At 72.0% G+C, this 14954-nt stretch carries 12 protein-coding genes and 1 tRNA gene; 7 read left to right on the forward strand and 6 right to left on the reverse strand.

Features of this window, described 5'->3' with window-relative positions:
• Positions 1–108 precede the first annotated feature (108 nt).
• Positions 109–2793 carry a penicillin acylase family protein gene (locus LQF12_RS03220; protein WP_231054563.1) on the forward strand — a complete coding sequence of 895 codons (2685 nt, stop codon included), beginning with the start codon at positions 109–111 and terminating at the stop codon, positions 2791–2793.
• A gap of 37 nt (positions 2794–2830) precedes the next feature.
• Here LQF12_RS03220 and LQF12_RS03225 read toward each other — a convergent pair whose 3' ends face one another.
• Positions 2831–3451 carry a 5-formyltetrahydrofolate cyclo-ligase gene (locus tag LQF12_RS03225; RefSeq protein ID WP_231054564.1) on the reverse strand — a complete coding sequence of 207 codons (621 nt, stop codon included), beginning with the start codon at positions 3449–3451 and terminating at the stop codon, positions 2831–2833.
• A gap of 91 nt (positions 3452–3542) precedes the next feature.
• Between LQF12_RS03225 and LQF12_RS03230 the strand changes: the two genes are divergently transcribed.
• From LQF12_RS03230 to LQF12_RS03250, 5 genes are all read left to right on the forward strand, one after another.
• Positions 3543–4463: a UTP--glucose-1-phosphate uridylyltransferase gene (locus LQF12_RS03230; protein WP_231054565.1), complete on the forward strand. Its 921-nt coding sequence runs from the start codon at positions 3543–3545 to the stop codon at positions 4461–4463.
• Entirely contained in the window at positions 4460–5686 is a 1227-nt protein-coding gene (locus LQF12_RS03235) for a molybdopterin molybdotransferase MoeA (protein ID WP_231054566.1), read from the forward strand. Before LQF12_RS03230 ends, LQF12_RS03235 begins: the two co-directional genes overlap by 4 nt.
• Position 5687: 1 nt before the next feature.
• Complete coding sequence (locus LQF12_RS03240; protein WP_231054567.1) at positions 5688–6263, forward strand: GNAT family N-acetyltransferase; 576 nt, start codon at positions 5688–5690, stop codon at positions 6261–6263.
• Positions 6264–6364: 101 nt separating this feature from the next.
• Positions 6365–7306, forward strand: coding sequence for a hypothetical protein (locus LQF12_RS03245; protein ID WP_231054568.1), 942 nt, complete (start codon positions 6365–6367; stop codon positions 7304–7306).
• A 77-nt stretch (positions 7307–7383) separates the two neighbouring features.
• Positions 7384–7456, forward strand: a tRNA-Ala gene (locus LQF12_RS03250).
• A 56-nt stretch (positions 7457–7512) separates the two neighbouring features.
• Here LQF12_RS03250 and LQF12_RS03255 read toward each other — a convergent pair.
• Positions 7513–8724, reverse strand: coding sequence for an IS481 family transposase (locus tag LQF12_RS03255; protein WP_231054569.1), 1212 nt, complete (start codon positions 8722–8724; stop codon positions 7513–7515).
• Between the two features lie 220 nt (positions 8725–8944).
• Positions 8945–9955: an NAD-dependent epimerase/dehydratase family protein gene (locus LQF12_RS03260; RefSeq protein WP_231054570.1), complete on the reverse strand. Its 1011-nt coding sequence runs from the start codon at positions 9953–9955 to the stop codon at positions 8945–8947.
• 62 nt (positions 9956–10017) lie between these two features.
• On the opposite strand from LQF12_RS03260, the gene LQF12_RS03265 reads away from it, so the two are divergent.
• The gene (locus LQF12_RS03265; protein WP_231054571.1) at positions 10018–10842 is read left to right on the forward strand and encodes an NAD-dependent epimerase/dehydratase family protein; all 825 of its coding nucleotides are present in this window, start codon (positions 10018–10020) and stop codon (positions 10840–10842) included.
• 42 nt (positions 10843–10884) lie between these two features.
• Here the strand turns inward: LQF12_RS03265 and LQF12_RS03270 are convergent, their stop codons facing one another.
• From LQF12_RS03270 to LQF12_RS03280, 3 genes are read right to left on the reverse strand one after another with little or no spacing between them, the layout of a single operon-like run.
• On the reverse strand, positions 10885–12288 hold the full coding sequence (locus LQF12_RS03270; RefSeq protein WP_231054572.1) for an alanine racemase: 1404 nt from the start codon (positions 12286–12288) through the stop codon (positions 10885–10887).
• Positions 12285–13943, reverse strand: coding sequence for an FAD/NAD(P)-binding protein (locus LQF12_RS03275; protein WP_231054573.1), 1659 nt, complete (start codon positions 13941–13943; stop codon positions 12285–12287). The genes LQF12_RS03270 and LQF12_RS03275 overlap by 4 nt, the downstream gene beginning before the upstream one ends.
• Positions 13940–14902, reverse strand: coding sequence for a pyridoxal-phosphate dependent enzyme (locus LQF12_RS03280; protein WP_290370724.1), 963 nt, complete (start codon positions 14900–14902; stop codon positions 13940–13942). The genes LQF12_RS03275 and LQF12_RS03280 overlap by 4 nt, the downstream gene beginning before the upstream one ends.
• Positions 14903–14954: the final 52 nt, after the last annotated feature.

Consider the following 14954-nt stretch of genomic DNA (forward strand, 5'->3'; position numbering starts at 1 on the left):
GAGATGGCCGACGTCCCAGTGTACGCTGATCCGCCCCCTCGCCGTACGCGCCGGGCGGTAGGCGGCGCCTCGCCGCGGATCGCACTCCCGGCGGCTACCCTCGGGAGGGTGTCTGGGACAACAGTGCTCCGCCGGGCGGGCCTCGGCCTCGCCGCCGTGCTCGTGGTCGCGCTGGTGGTCGCGACCGTGGCGACGTTCACCTTCGTCCGCCGTCCTCTCCCCGATCACGACGGCGCCCCCCAGGTCCCCGGCCTCGGCGCCGAGGTCGAGGTGGTGCGCGACGAGCGCGGGATCCCGCACGTCTACGCCGATACGGCCACCGACCTGTTCATGGCGCAGGGGTACGTCCACGCCCAGGACCGGTTCTTCGAGATGGACTACCGGCGCCACCTGACGGCGGGCCGGCTGGCCGAGCTCGTCGGCCCCGTCGAGACGGCGCTCGAGGCCGACCAGGCCATCCGCACCATGGGGTGGCGCCGGGTGGCCGAGGCGGAATGGGAGTTGCTGGAGCCGCAGACGCGCACCTACCTCAGTGCCTACGCCGACGGCGTCAATGCCTACCTGAACGAACGCTCCCCGAGCGGCATCGCCCTCGAGTACACCGTGCTCGGGATCGGGGTCGAGGTGACCGACATCGAGCCCTGGCACCCGATCGACTCCCTCGCCTGGCTGAAGGCGATGGCGTGGGATCTGGTCGGCAACTACGCCGACGAGCTCGAGCGTGCCGCCGCCTACGGGCAGACCGGTGACCTGGACATGGTCGCCCAGCTGTTCCCGGAGTACCCGGCCGACCGGAACCTGCCGATCCTGCCGACCGAGCGCGAGATCGAGACCCACGCAGAGCTGGCCGCCGAGAACGACACCGGGACAGACACCGAGGCCGGCGGCGGGACGGGAGGCGACGCCGAGGCGTCCGGCCCGGATGCCGAGCTTACGACCGCCGCCGCGCAGGCGCTGGAGTCCACCCGTGCCGTGCTGGGAGCCGTTCCGCACGCGCTGGGCAGCGGCGACGGTATCGGGTCCAACTCCTGGGTGGTCTCAGGCGAGCACACCTCCTCCGGGCTGCCGCTGCTCGCCAACGATCCACATCTGGGGCCCTCCGTCCCGGGCATCTGGTATCAGGCCGGTCTGCACTGCCGCACCGTCGGTCCGGAGTGCCCGTTCGAGGTCAGCGGGTTCACCTTCGCGGGCATGCCCGGGGTGGTGATCGGCCACAACGCCGAGCTCTCGTGGGGCCTGACGAACCTCACCGCCGACAGCAGCGACTTCTTCCTTGAGCGGACCTACCCCGACGGTACCTACCTCTATGACGGCGCCCGGCGGCGGATCACCGAGCGGATCGAGACGATCGAGGTCAACGGTGGTGACCCGATCGAGCTGACCGTCCGGTCCACCGAGCACGGGCCGATCGTCTCCGACGTCATCGCCCCGACGCGTGCGGCCGCCGACCTTCCCCTGCCCGAGCAGTCGCCGCCCTCGGGCACCAGCGGGTTCGCCGTCGCCCTCTCCTGGACGGCGCTGGAGCCGGGCCGCACGATGGATGCGGTGTTCGCGATCAATACCGCCAGCGACGCCTCCGACATCGCCGCTGCGGCGGCGCTGTTCGAGGTACCGACCCAGAACATCGTGTTCGCGACCACCGAGGGCGACATCGGGTACCAGGCTCCCGGGAGGATTCCCGTCAGAGCAGCCGTCCCCGACGGCGTCGTCCCCGCCGACGGCTCCTGGCCCAGGCCCGGGTGGGATCCGCGCTACGACTGGCAGGGTTACCTCGATCCGGCAGATCTGCCCGCCGCGCTCAATCCGGAGTCCGGCTACATCGTGGCGGCGAACCAGCCCGTGCTCACCCCTGACCGGTACGCCGAGCTGGGCGGCGACTTCGCGTACGGCTTCCGTGCCCAGCAGATCCGCGACCAGCTGAGCGAGATGGTCGCGGCCGGGCCCGTGGACGGTGCCGACATGTCACGGATCCAGGCGGACGAGACCGATCCGGCCGCCGAGATGCTCGTGCCCACGCTGCTCGAGCTGGACCTCACCGACGACGAGGTCGACGGTGTCGACCCGGAGTTCGTGGCGGAGGCCGTGGAGCTGTTCGAGGACTGGGACCGCGTCAACGATGCCGACTCACCGGCGGCGGCCTATTTCGCCGCCGTCTGGACGAATCTGCTCCGGCTCACCTTCTGGGACCAGATGCCCGAGTCGCAGCGCCCGAGCGGGGGAAGTCGCTGGATCGAGGTCGTGCGCGGGCTGCTGGCGGAGGAGGACAACCCGTGGTGGGATGACCGCGCCACGTTGAACCAGGTCGAGCAGCGCGACCGGATCCTCCGGATGGCGCTGGCCGAGGCCCGCACCCAGCTGACGGTCTCCCTCGGGAAGAACCCGCAGGACTGGCGCTGGGACCAGCTGCACCTGCTCACCCCGGCCCACCCGATCCTCGGCACGCCCGGCGGCGGGATACCCGCGCTGGTCTCCGACTACGTCAACCTCGACACGATCGGCCTCGGTGGCGGCTCCTCGATCGTCAACGCCACCGGGTGGAGCGCGGCCGCCTGGTCGGAGGATGGGTACCCCGACTTCAGCGTCAGCGCTGTTCCCTCCATGCGGATGGTGGTCGACCTGGCAGACCTGGACGCCTCCACCTGGGTCAACCTCACCGGCAGCTCCGGGCATCCGGCGTCCGAGCACTACGGGGACCAGTACGAGGCCTGGGCGTCCGGGGAGACGTTCGCCTGGCCGTTCAGCCGCAGTGCCGTCGACGCGGCAGCGGAGCAGCGTCAGACCCTGGTCCCCTAGGAACCGGCCGGCCCGGAAGGCCGGTGCCCGGGTGAGGTCAGGAGCGCAGCCAGTGCAGGCCCGAGGGGGTCAGCACGCCGTCGACGGGCCGGTCGTGCGCAGCGGAGGGCAGCGGATCGCTGCACCGCTCGTCCTCGAAGACGATCGCGATCACCGGCGTCTGGTCCTGGGCGTGGGCGAGCACCCGGTCGTACCAGCCGCCGCCCTGTCCCAGACGCACACCGCGCGTGTCGACGGCCAGCGCCGGCGCGAAGATGAGGTCGGCAGAGGCGATCGCGGACTCGCCCAGGCCCGGCCCCTCCGGCTCCGGGGGGCGGCCCGGGGCGTGCTCGGCGAGCGGGTCGCCCACCCGGTAGGCCGCCCAGTCGCGTGTCAGACCCGGCCCCAGCACCGGCAGCAGGATCCTCACGCCCGCCTCGTCGAGCACCTCCAGCAACGGGCCGGTGTTCGGCTCGGAGGGCCGGGCGGCGTAGGCGGCCACGGTCGTGACGCCGTCGAGCAGGGCACGGGCGTGGACGGCGATCGCGTCTGCGGCCTCCCGGCGCTCACGCTCGGGGCGGTCGCGACGATGGCGCCGGACCTCTTCCCGCACGAGGTGCTTGGCGTCCTCGAGCTCCAGCCCGGATGCGCCGGGGGAACTGGGTGAGAGGGTCCACATGCCCCTACCTTCCCACCCCGGGTGCGTCCACGCCACAGCCAGGTCGCACGGCCACAGCGCATCTCGGCAGGTGGACCGATAGCCTCATCCCATGAGCGCAGTGACGAAGGCAGTGGTTCCCGTGGCAGGTCTCGGCACCCGGTTCGCGCCGGCGACGAAGGCGATCCCGAAGGTGATGCTGCCGGTGGTGGACACCCCCTCGATCCAGTACGTGGTCGAGGAAGCCGCCGCCGCCGGGCTCACCGACGTGGTGCTCGTGACCGGGCGTGGTCAGGCCTCGGTGGCCGACCACTTCGACTCCAACCCCGAGCTCGAGCGCGTGCTGGAGGAGAAGGGCGATCAGAAGCGACTGGACGCCGTCCGAGCCTCCTCCGAGCTGGCCCAGGTGCACCTCGTGCGCCAGGGTGCCCCGCTCGGGCTCGGCCACGCGGTGCTCACGGCGGCCGCGCACGTGGGCGAGGAGCCCTTCGCCGTCCAGCTCGGCGACGACCTGATCGACGCGCGCGACCCGATCCTGCCGACGATGATCGCCGCCCAGGAGGCCCTGGGTGGCTCGGTGATCGCGCTGATGGAGGTCGAGCCCAGCCAGATCCACCTGTACGGGTGCGCAGCCGTGGAGCCGGTGGACGCCTCCGCGCTGTCGGGAGAGCTGGCGGACCGGAGCGAGGACATCGTGCGGGTGCGGCACATGGTCGAGAAGCCCGATGCCGCCGATGCGCCCTCCAACCTGGCGATGATCGGACGCTACGTGCTCCACCCGGACGTCTTCGACGTGCTGCGCACCACCGAGCCCGGCCGGGGCGGGGAGATCCAGCTCACCGACGCCCTCGCCGAGCTGGCCGACCGCCCCGGCCCGGGCGGCGGGGTGCACGGCGTGGTCTTCCGCGGACGGCGCTACGACACCGGTGACCGTCTCGACTATCTCAAGGCCGTGGTCCAGCTCGGCGCCGACCACGAGGACCTGGGCGAGGACTTCCTGACCTGGTTGCGCGGGTACGTGGCCCGGCGATGAAGTCCGTCTCCGAGCACCTCGCCGCGGTGCTGGACCTGCTGCAGCCGTTGCCCGCGCTGGAGGTCGTGCTGCGTGATGCCGTGCGCTGCGTGCTCGCCGAGGACGTTACCGCCGACCAGGACCTGCCTGAGCGTGATCTCGCCGGGATCGACGGTTACGCCGTCCTGAGCAGGGACGTCGACGGCGCCTCGCCACAGGGCCAGGTCACGCTCCGGGTGCTCGACGACCTGCTCGCCGGGGCGGTGGAGGCCCAGCGCGCGGTGACCGGTTCGGCGCTGCGGGTGGCGTCGGGGGCGCCACTGCCCGCGGGGGCCGATGCCGTGGTCCCCCTGGAGAGCACCGACGGCGGCCGCGCGGCCGTGCAGGTCAGCGCCGGTGCGGCGCCGGGCGCGTACGTGCGGCGGCAGGGGGAGGACCTGCGCGCCGGTGAGATCGCGCTCGCCGCCGGCGAGCGCATCGGGGCCCGGCAGATCGCGTTGCTCGCCGCCCTCGGGCGCGGCCGGGTGCGTGTGCACCCGCGGCCACGGGTGGTCCTGGTCTCCATCGGTGACGAGCTGGCCGAGCCGGGCCGCCGGGCCAGCGCCGGCGAGATCTTCGACGCCAACGGCCACGCCCTGTCCACCGCGGTGCAGGATGCGGGCGGGTCGACCTTCCGCGTCGCCGCCGTCGCGGACGAGCGCACCCGGCTGGCCGAGACCCTGGAGGACCAGCTCGTCCGCGCTGATCTCGTCATCACCACCGGGGGTTTGAGCTACGGCGGCAACGACACCGTCAAGGAGGTCGTCGGGCAGCTCGGGCAGGTGCGGTTCGACAACGTGGCGATCTGGCCAGGGCGGCAGTTCGGCGTCGGGTGGATCGGGGGAGAGGCCGGCCGGGAGACCCCGATCGTATGCCTGCCCGGCGACCCGGTCGCCGCTCAGGTGGGCTACGAGGTCTTCGTCCGGCCGGCGCTGCTGGCGATGGCCGGGCATAGCGAGCGCTACCGGCCGACGGTGAGCGCGGCGGTCACCCAGGCGTGGCGCTCCCCGGACGGTCGCCGTCAATTCGTCCCGGTCACCGTGCTCGGTAGTCCGCAGGAGGGCTACCGGGCTACGCCGGCAGGTGCCCCGGACCGGCTGTCGGTGAGTGCGATGTCGCGTGCGAACGGGCTGGCCGTGGTGCCCGAGGCCGTCACGACCGTCGAGTCCGGCAGCCGGCTGCACTGTCTGGTGCTGGAGAGCTGAGGTGGACCTCGAGCTCGTGGCCCCGGAGCTGCGACTGCGGCCGCTGCGACGCCGGGACCGGAACGCATGGGAGGCGCTGCGCCGCAGCAACGCGGCCTGGCTGGCGCCCTGGGAGGCGACCTCACCCGAGGCGGGGGTGTACCGGCCGACGTTCTGGCGCTACATCCGCGATCAGGCCCGGGCCGCCCGGGAGGGGACCGGCTATGCGTTCGTGATGGAGCACGAGGGTCAGATCGTCGGGCAGGTGACCATCGCCGGCGTCGCCCGCGGGTCGCTGCAGGCGGCCACGATCGGCTACTGGATCTCCGAACACGTCGCCGGCCGCGGCCTCACGCCGCTGGCGGTGGCGATGGCCGCCGACTTCTGCTGGTTCCGTCTCGGGCTGCACCGCGTCGAGGTCAACATCCGCCCCGAGAACGCCGCCAGCCTGCGCGTGGTGGAGAAGCTCGGCTTCCGGCCCGAGGGGATGAGGCCCGGCTATCTGCACATCCAGGGCCGCTGGGCCGACCACCTGAGCTTCGCGCTGAACCGCGAGGAGGTCGGGGAGGGGCTCCTGGCCCGGTGGCAGCGGCGCTGACGCCCTGCCCGACCGCGCGCAATGCCGACTTCTGCGAACGCGGGCCGACACGCCGCCGGTGATGAGCGCCTGCGGGGCTGCGTGGTCATACCGTTCAGAGCGTGGAGTTCGCCGGATGGGTCGTCGTGGCGATCGCGGTGATGATCTTCGGATACCTGCTTCCGACCGCGATCCGTTCCAGGCAGGTCGTCATGGACTCCCGGGTGGCCGACAGGTTCTCCGGGGGACTGCGAGTCCTGGCCCGCACCGGTGACGCTCCCCGCACCACCACCACCCCTACGAGCACCAGCCGCGGATACCTGCACCCCGCCGTGGCCGAGGAGGACAGACCGATGCACTCGCCCGTCGCTGCGCGGCCCGCTGCCGCGGATGTGCGCCGTGCGGCTGCAGCCCGCGCCGCGCGCGCCGCTGCCGCCAGCCGACGCGCTGCCGCGGCGAGGCGCCGGCTCGTGCTCACCCTGGCCCTGCTCGGGCTGACCATCGCCGGCTGGGCCGTGGTCGGAATGACGACCCTCGGCGTCGCCGCCGGCATCGTGCCGAGCGTGGCGTTCGCCGGCGTGCTCGTACTCGGCCGACGTGCCGCCACGCAGGCCAGGATCGCCGACGAGCGCTGGGCAGCGGAGATCGAGCGCGCGAGGAAGGCCGAGGAGGCGCGCGCCGCGCGCCGCCCGAAGCAGCCCGCGGCCACGCCCGCCAGCCTGCGCATCGAGCTCGATCCAGGCACGATGATGGCCGAGCACGCCCCCGAGGTCGAGGAGCGCCGGGTACAGATCCCCGCGAGTGAGGGCTGGACGCCGGTCCCCGTGCCGGCGCCGATGTACACCATGAAGCCCGTCGCGCGGCGGCGGGAGCAGCCGGCGGCCGCCGAGACCGTCGAGGAACAGTCCGCCGGCCAGGTGCAGCACGCCCCGGCGGCCCCGATGGGTTCGATTCAGGAGCCGGTCCTCGGCGAGGCTCGCCCCAGCGGGGCGGGACGCGCGGTGGCGGCGCCGTCGGTGGACCTGCAGGCGGTGCTGGAGCGGCGCCGGGCCGTCGGCCAGTAGGGGTCGAGGACCTACCGGCTCGGCACCGGCGCGGAGTTCGCCCAGCCGTTCACAGGTGTTATCCTGGATCCCGCCCTGGGGCTATGGCGCAGTTGGTAGCGCGTCTCGTTCGCAATGAGAAGGTCGGGGGTTCGAATCCCCCTAGCTCCACCCTGTGATGTCGCAGGACATCGGAATAGCCCGAACCCACGGATTGTGGGTTCGGGCTAGTTCTTTGTGGGGGCTGGTCCTGGGGGGCGTCCGGTGGGTTGGTAGCGCTTGGTGGGGTCGAGGGTGAGCTCGCGCAGGATCTCGCCGGTGGCGGCATTGATGATGGTGATGTCGAGGTCGGCGATGAGGAGGATCACGGGGGTTCGGGCGTGGGTTCGTCCGATGCCGATGTGGTGGAGGGTGCCGCCGTGGCGGAGGGTGACTTTGCCGGCGGTATCGACGCGGTCGTGGCGCACGCGGTGGTGAGGTTCGCCGGGTGTGGTGGCGGGGGTGGCCTTGGGGCGGGGTGTGTAGGCGGTGGCCGGGGTTGCCCGGTGGGGTAGAGACCGGTGGGGGCGTCGGTGGTTGTACTCGGTGGTGAACTCATCGAGCAGCGCTTGCAGGGCGGTGATGGTGGTGGGCTGGTCGGGGCGGGCGCGTAGCCACTTCTTGAGGGTCTGCTGGAAGCGCTCGACTTTGCCCTGGGTGGTGGGGTGGCCAGGCTTGCCGTTCTTCTGGATGATGCCGCGGCGGTGCAGTTCGGTCTCCAGTGCGGTGCGTCCACCGCGGCGCTTCTTGCTGGCCAGGCGCACGGTGTAGACCAGGCCGTTGTCGGTCAGGGTGGAGGCGGGGTAGCCGTGTTCGCGGGCGGTCTGGGCGAAGGTGGCGGCCACGATGGTGGAGGTGATCGCTTTGTGGGCGCTCAGGTGCAGCACGGCGCGGGAGTGGTCATCGAGCCAGGTGATGATCTCGGTGTCGGCGCCGGCGCGTCCGCTGGGGCGGGTGAGGCGGTAGTGGGTGAAGTCCGATTGCCAGCACTCGTTCGGCTGCGCGGCTTCGAAACGCACGTAGGAGGACTTCGGTCGCTTCTTCGGCTCGGCGGTGATGAGCCCGGCGCGGGTCAGGATCCGGTGGATCGTGGCCCGGTGGACCTCGATGTGGTGGGTGTGGCCCAGGTGCCAGGCGATCGTTTCGGCGCCGCAGTCCAGGCCAGCACGCGACAGGCGGGCGCGGATGGCCACGATCAGCTCCACGACCTCGGCATCGGTGGCCCTCGGCGTGGTGTGGGGGCGCCGCGAGCGTGGGACGAATGCGGCCTCGCCCTCGAGCCGATAGCGGGCCATCAACTTGGAGATCCAACTCTGGGATACGCCGTAGCGGCGAGCGATGGCGGACTGAGACTGGCCCGAGTTCACCGCGGTCACCACCAGGCGTCGCTTGTTGTCCATAGACCACGAGCCTGGCCACAGCGGCTATACCGATCTCGTGCGACACCCCTATTCCCATGACCCGCGACACCCTATTCCGATGTCCTGCACCAGCACACCACCGTCTCCGCGTTTTGATGTCGCAGGACATCGCCAGTAGCCCGAACCCACGGATGGTGGGTTCGGGCTAGTTCGTTGTGGGGGCGGCCGGCCAGTGACCTCGCGACGTCGCCCCCGGTAGCTATGACCTGAAGCGGGCGATGAGTCGGTCCAGCCCGGCGTCGACATCGGGGTCGACGACGCGGCGGCGCTCGTCGGCGTCGTACCAGTCGAGGACCTCCGCGGCGCCCTGCCAGTAGCGGGTGGTGGCGGTGTACTCCGGCACCAGCGCTTTGACCTTGCTGTTGTCGAAGACCACCGAGTGCACCTTGTCCCCGACCAGCCCGTCGAGTTCGCCCGGCAGCTCCGCCCCGATGGCCCATCCCGGGATCGGCACCAGGTCCGGCTCGCCGGCGCCGGCCGCACGGGCCAGGATCCGGGTGATCTGGGCCCAGGTGAGCACCTCGTCGGAGGTGATGTGGAAGGCGTCCCCGACGGCGCGGTGGTCGCCGAGCAGCCCGACGAACGCGACGGCGAAGTCGCGCGTGTGCGTCAGCGTCCACAACGAGGTGCCGTCGCCGACCACGGGCACGGGTGCTCCGCGACGGAGGCGGTCGATTGCGGTCCAGCCTCCCGGGATCGGGACGCTGCGCTCGTCGTAGGTGTGGCTGGGGCGCACGATCGTCGCCGGAAAGTCCCGCTCGCGCCAGGCCCGCACCAGCACCTCCTCGCTCGCGATCTTGTCGCGCGAGTACTGCCAGAAGGGGTTCTTCAACGGTGTCGACTCGGTGATCGGCAGATGCGCCACCGGCTTGGCGTACGCCGACGCCGAGGAGATGTAGACGTACTGGCCGACGACGCCGTCGAAGATCTCGACGTCAGCCGCCGCCTGCTCGGGCGAGAACGAGCGGAAGTTCACCACGACGTCCCACTCCTGACCGGCGACGGCGGCCCGGATCGAGTCCGGATCACCAGCGTCCCCCACCAGAGACCGGGCGCCCTCGATCGGAGGCCGAGCGCCCGGCGCATCGGATGCCCCCGAGACGCCCCGGTTCAGCAGCGTGAGGTCATGACCCCGTTCGATCGCCAGGCGGCTGGACGCCGCGCTGATCGTGCCGTTGCCGCCGATGAAGAGGACCCGCAAAGCTGCCATGACGCCCACCCTAGCCAGCCTCGTCGCTGGGTCGGCGTAGCCGCCGCTGTCACACTGGGCCGATGAGCCGCACACGTGTCCTGCTGACCGGCGCCACCGGCTACGTCGCCGGGCAGCTGCTGCCCGCGCTGCGCGAGCGCTATGACCTGACGATGATCGACGTCCGCGACACCGACCGGGACGGGCGGCCGATCGAGGGAGTGCAGCTGGTCGATCTGCTGGCCGCGGACGACGCCGAGCTGCGACGACTGTGCGAGGGCGTCGATGTGATCGTGCACGCCGGGTACGCCCGGCCGGACGGTGCCCCGAGTTACGCCGCCGAGCGGCGCAACCTGGACATGACGGCCCGCGTCTTCGAGGCTGCCCAGCAGGCCGGGGTGCGGCGGGTCGTGGTCACCAGCACCAACCAGGCCTCCAAGTGGTACGAGCAGCCATGGAAGGCCGGCCGGATCGATCGGGTGGATCCGTACGACTACCCGCGGCCCGACACGTTCTACGGCTGGGCCAAGGCCGCCTACGAGTCGCTCGGTTTTCTCTACGCCAGCGGCGGCGCCGGACCTGCGGTGGAGAACGTTCACGTGCGGATCGTCTGCCCCCGTCCGATCCGTGCGGAGGCCTTCGCCGATCGTCCGACCGAGGACTACCTGCGCGACATCACCGGTTGGGTCTCCGAGCGCGACCTGCAGCAGTTGTACGTGCGGTCGATCGAGGCGGAGTCGGTCGACGACGAGCACGGCGTCCCGTTCCAGATCTTCTACGGGGTCTCGGGTAACGCCCGCACGTTCTGGTCGATCGCGAACGCGCGCCGGGTCGTCGGCTATGCACCGCAGGACGACTCCGAGATCGCCTTCGCCGACGAGATCGCCGCCCGGACCCACCCGGGCTGAGACGTCACCGGTCGCGAGTGACGCGAGTCGGTGCCGTCGCGATCAGAGGTCGACGGCGTCCCGGCGCCAGGACCCGCCGTCCGCCACGACCGTGGCGGCGAGGGGCAGCTGGTGGGACGGGCTCTCGAGAATGTGCATGAGGTAGCCGCCGGTGTTGACGAATACGGCGATGTCGTCCCTGCCGACACCCGCGGGAAAGCGGAGTCGGCGGCGCAGCAGCAGCTCCTCCTCGATGCAGTACGCCCCCACCAGGAAGCCGTCGCCGGGCTCGCTCGGGGGCCTGCCGCCGTCGGGGCGTATCCAGAGCGGGTCGAGCAGGACGTCGCGAGAGGTGGAGCGCATCTGCGTACGGTTCATGAACAGGCCGACCAGCGGTTCGCCGTCGCTGGTCTGCTTGCGGAACGCCACCCGGGCGAGGGTGAGGCCGCAGCCGTCGAGCATCGCGCGGCCGGGTTCACAGTGCAGCGCGAGCTCGAGCTCGGCGAGGCCCTCGGCCACGGTTCGGTGCTGGTCCAGGTGTGAGGTGAGCACCTCGTGCAGCCAGGTTCCGGCGTCGAGTGGCTGCCAGAACGGATACACCTCGGGCGAGGGCCGATCCGCGGTCGGGTCCGTCATCCCCAGCGTGTCACCGCGCCAGGTGAGGCGGCTGGGCTCGGAGCCCAGCCGGTACCAGAAGTCCCGCCACTGCCGTTCGTCGGCGAGGTACCGCACGGGTAGTCCGCCACCCATGTCGACGAACCGGACGGGATGCCCCTGAGCGCGCAGGATCGGTACGGTCTTCATCGCCTCCCGCAGCCCGGCCACGCGGTCCGCCACGGCGTAGCCATGGAGGTGGAAGTGCAGTCCGACGATGTTCAGGTGCCGGGTGTCGACACTGTCCAGGTCGTGCATCCACTGCTGCGCCGGGAGGCCGAAACGCGTGGCCGCCACCCCTGGTGCCACGATCGACAGCCGCAACGCCACCCGTGCGGTGAGACCGGAGCGGCCGGCCTCCTCGATGAGGTCGGTGAGTTCGTCGCGGTTGTCGATGCTGAGGACGGCCCCGCTCTCGAGGGCGGTGGCGAGCAGTCGGCGGTCCTTGACTGCCGCCGAGACGATGATCCGCTCGCACGGCATCCCCGCACGCAGGCTCTGATCCAGCTCGGTCCACGAGGCGACATCGACCCCGGCGCCCGCCGCCCGTGCCGCATCGATCAGGCCCACCGCCTTGTTCGCCTTCCGGGCGACGAAGACGCCCAGGTCGACGCCCTGCGCCACCGCGACCTCGTGGAGCCGGCGCACGTGACGCTCGAGCGGTCGGAAGTCGAGCAGGTTCACGGGGGAGCCGAACTCCTCCAGCAGCTGCACGCAGCGCTCGGGATCGGCGAGCAGCCGGTCCATCCAGGGCTCGGTCCGTGCCGTCAGCGGAGCGATACCGTGCACGAGGGCGCGGGGGTCGGAGGTCATCGGGGTCTCTCCTGGGATGGGCGGTCCGGTCGGTCTGACGTCCGGGCGGGTGGAGTCAGCAGGTCATGGGCCGTCGCCGCGGCCCATCGCGTGGCGTCGTGGTGAAGATGCCGCTGCAGGGAGTCGTGGTCGACCACCGGTCCCTCGGTGGGCCGTCCCAGAGCGCTCAGCCCAGCGCTCGTGGTGCCGTCCGCGCGCAGGCAGGTGCCGTCGGGACGGGTCAGCACACCCGTCTCCCCGGGCCGGACCGTCACATGGCCGTCGGCCAGCAGACCGGCCCACAGCGGTGCTCCGGGCACGAAGCGACCGCCGGGTCGCCACGACCCGACCGGCGCACTCACCCCCGCGGCCCATGGCCGAGCGTGCGGCAGCACGCCCCCCGGAGCGATGTGGGCGACGATCCCCGGCGGGGACGGCGGCACCCGCTCAATGGTCACGGTGAGCCGACCGACGTCGATGAGTGCGACCAGCTGCGCCACCAGCTCGGCCGGGGGACCGAACGCCCATCGTTCGAGTGTCGAGGCCCGGCGCCGGAACGTCGTCCATGTCTCCTCCCGCCGATCCTGGCGCTCGAGGGAGGCGAGCAGATCCGGGTACGCAGCCGCCCACGCCCGGCCCAGCCACCAGGCGGGATCGGCGTCCGGCTCACCGGTCGCGCGGCGAAGGTCCTCCCGCCAGCGTCCGGCGACGGCGGCGGAGTCGGCGAGTGCGGGTGGGGCGTCGAGCCAGGCCCTCGCCGCGGCCACGTCGAGTTCGACGTCGTGGGCCGCCGCGGCACGCCGTGCCGCCTCGAGGAGCGTGTCCCACCATCGCTCGCCGAGAGGATCGGTGGACCAGCGCCGGCGCAGCGTGGCGACCGCGGCGAGCATCGCCCGCGACGGCTCGACGGGTTTGGGGAGCATCATCCGGCCGGACCGGGAGGAGAGGACGATCCGGTCGGGCTCGCGACCCGACGCCCGGTAGCGCGGCACGGCGGCGAGGTCGGCACGCCGGTCCCACGTCCCGCCCCGGCCGGCGGTGAGGCACATGACGGCGTCGAACGCCGTCAGCGCCGCTCCTTCGACGAGGACCGTCCGGCCCGCAGCAGTGCTGGGCTCACCCGCCACCAGGCGGGCGTAGTCGAACGGCGCCGACTCACGGTGCCCGGTGCACAGCAGCACCCGGGAGGCCGCGAGCGTCGCCCGCTGCGCCGGCGCCTCGCCCTCGATCCGGCAGCTCCAGCCGTCCGGCCCGGGGCTGACACCGACGGCCGTGGCGCGCGCATGCTCCAACGTGAACCACGGCGACGACCTCAGACGCTCCCACACCCACCGCAGGTAGCGCCCGACACGGGAGCGGGAGGGGTAGCGATCACAGGCGGTCCCCAGCTGGTGGTGGTGCCATTGTCGAAGGTCCCACGGCACCGACGGGCACCGCAGGTCCACGATGCCGGCCGAGACATTCATCCGCAGGGCTGGGGGCTGATCGACGCGCCACACGGCGCCCGCGCCGGGGTCCTCAGGGTCGACGGCGACCACGCGGACGGGTGCTCGATGCCGACGTCGGTCCGGTGTCGTCTCCAGCGCGATCTCGAGGTCGGCGAGTGCACGCAGCATCTGCGGGCCTGCACCGACGGCGAGGATGTCGGCGTTGCCGGCGGCGGCATCCGTGCTCACGCCGCTGAGGAGCCGAACGGATTCGGTGCACCGGCCGCCAGCGCCTCCAGCGGGCCGGTGCCGAAGGTGTCCGCCACCCACTCGTCGTCGTAGACGGTGGGGAGGTAGGGGACACCGGAATCATGGACGATGACAGCGACACGGGCGTCGTCGGACAGGCGGGCCAGATCACGGCCGAGGGCGGCCACGATGGCCCCGGTGGAGGCGCCGGCCAGGATTCCCTCACGGCGCGCCAGCAGCCGGCACCCCAGCACCATGTCGCTCTCGGGGATGCGATGGAGGACGTCGGGACGAGCCGAGCCCGACAGCGCGGTCTCGACGCCGGCACCAAGTCCCGGGAGCTGACGCTCCGCCGGGGTACCGCCGAACAAGGCCGATCCCTCGGCGTCCACCGCCACGAGCTCGACGTCGTGCCCATCGGCGGCGATAGCCTGCTGGAGCCCGAGCAGCGTGCCCGAGGTGCTTGTCGCTGCGTAGAGGTGGGTGGGCGGCCGGCCGAGGTCGGCGACGATCTCCGGGTAGGTCGAGGCGGCGTGGACCGCCGGGCTGTCGGCGTTGCCGTACTGGTCGGTGGTCACCGCCCCCGGGATGGCGTCGAGGAGCTCACGGACACGCCGGAGCCGGGCGGCGAGCCGATTGCCGTCGGGCGGGGTCGGGACGCGTTCGAGCGTGGCGCCGTAGGCCTGCATCGCGCGGCACGCAGCGACATTGGCGCGTTCGTCCACGACGGCGACGAAGACGAATCCGGAGATCGCGCACAAGCGGGCGAGTGCGACACCGAGGTTGCCGGACGTCGACTCCACGACCGTGCCGCCCGGCGAGAGGTGGCCGTCCCGGACCAGGCCCGCCAGCAGGGCGACGGCCGTTCGCTCCTTGATGCTGCCCGAGAGCTGCAGGCTGTCCAGCTTCCCGTGGATCACGGGTGCGGACCGTGGGAAGAGGCGGTCGAGCCGGGTCATCGGCGTGGCCCGGAAGGACCGGTGCGGCCACTCGTCCGAAGGCCTCCCCGTC

This window comes from Ruania suaedae, from assembly GCF_021049265.1.
GTDB lineage: Bacteria > Actinomycetota > Actinomycetes > Actinomycetales > Beutenbergiaceae > Ruania > Ruania suaedae.